At 58.0% G+C, this 1,805-nt stretch carries 1 protein-coding gene; it reads left to right on the plus strand.

Annotated elements, in window-relative coordinates; all coding sequences use genetic code 11:
- On the plus strand, positions 1-1,805 hold a 1,805-nt coding region (gene acnA, locus A3754_RS20930), incomplete at both ends, for an aconitate hydratase AcnA (protein ID WP_063521220.1).

Raw genomic sequence — 1,805 nt, forward strand, 5'->3', positions numbered from 1 at the left:
CGTCTGCCGGATATCGTTGGTGTGGAGATGACCGGCAAGCTGCATCCGGGTATCACCGGTACCGACCTGGTGCTGGCATTGACCGAATTCCTGCGTAAAGAACGTGTTGTTGGTGCCTACCTGGAATTCTTCGGCGAAGGGGCCGACAGCTTGTCCGTTGGCGATCGCGCTACCATTGCCAACATGACACCGGAATACGGTGCTACCGCTGGCATGTTCTTTATCGATGATCAGACCATTGAGTACCTGCGCCTCACCGGCCGTGAAGATGATCAGGTGGCATTGGTAGAAAAGTTCGCCAAGGAAACCGGCCTGTGGGCTGACGGTTTGAGAGAAGCGGAATACGAACGCGTGTTGTCGTTCGATCTGTCATCCGTTGGTCGTAACCTGGCAGGTCCTTCCAATCCTCACTCTTTACTGCCGGTCTCCGAGCTGGGCAGCCGTGGCATTGCCAAGGAATGGAAGCAGGAAGAAGGCCTGATGCCTGACGGCGCCGTGATCATCGCTGCCATTACCAGCTGTACCAATACATCAAACCCGCGCAACATCATCGGTGCGGGTCTGTTGGCCCGTAACGCCAACAAGCTGGGCTTGATTCGTAAGCCCTGGGTTAAGAGCTCTCTGGCGCCCGGTTCCAAGACGGTAAAAATGTACCTGGAAGAATCAGGCCTTCTGCCCGAGCTGCAGCAGCTAGGCTTCGATGTGGTGGCCTTTGCCTGCACCACCTGTAACGGCATGTCCGGCGCGTTGGATCCTGAAATCCAGAAAGAAGTGATCGAGCGTGATCTGTATTCCACCGCTGTGCTGTCGGGCAACCGGAACTTTGATGGCCGGATTCACCCCTACGCCAAGCAGGCGTTCCTGGCATCTCCGCCACTGGTAGTCGCTTACGCTATCGCCGGCACCATTCGTTTCGACATCGAGAAGGATGTGTTGGGCCACGATCAGGACGGCAACCCGATCATGCTCAAGGATATCTGGCCGTCTGATGAAGAGATCGATGCGATCGTTAAATCTGCGGTGAAGCCGGAGCAGTTCCGCAAGACCTACATTCCCATGTTCGAGAAAAAAGGCGATGGTGTACGTGCAGCGAGCCCGCTGTACGATTGGCGTCCACAGTCCACCTACATTCGCCGCCCGCCTTACTGGGAAGGGACCATGGCCGAAGCCCGCGCGCTCAAAGGCATGCGTCCACTGGCTGTGCTGCCGGACAACATCACCACGGACCACTTGTCGCCGTCCAACGCGATCCTGCTGGACAGTGCGGCAGGGGCGTACCTGGACAAGATGGGTTTGCCGGAAGAAGACTTCAACTCCTATGCAACCCACCGTGGCGATCACCTGACTGCCCAGCGTGCCACGCTGGCCAATCCGAAACTGTTCAACGAAATGGTCAAGGATGAAGCGGGCAATGTGATCCAGGGCTCTCTGGCCCGGGTTGAGCCGGAAGGCGAAGTGAAGCGCATGTGGGAAGCCATTGAAACCTACATGGAGCGTAAACAGCCGCTGATCATTATCGCTGGTGCCGACTACGGTCAGGGCTCGTCCCGTGACTGGGCCGCCAAGGGTGTAGCGCTGGCCGGGGTGGAAACCATCGTGGCTGAAGGCTTCGAACGTATCCACCGCACCAACCTGATCGGCATGGGGGTAATGCCCCTGCAGTTCGAGGAAGGGACAACGCGCAAGACCTTGAACATCGACGGTACGGAAACGTTTGATGTGGAAGGCACCCCGGCTCCGCGGGCTGAGCTCACACTGGTCATGCACCGTGCCAACGGTGACGTAGAGCGCATCCCGGTGCTGTG

The sequence above is a fragment of the Alcanivorax sp. HI0083 genome (assembly GCF_001635175.1).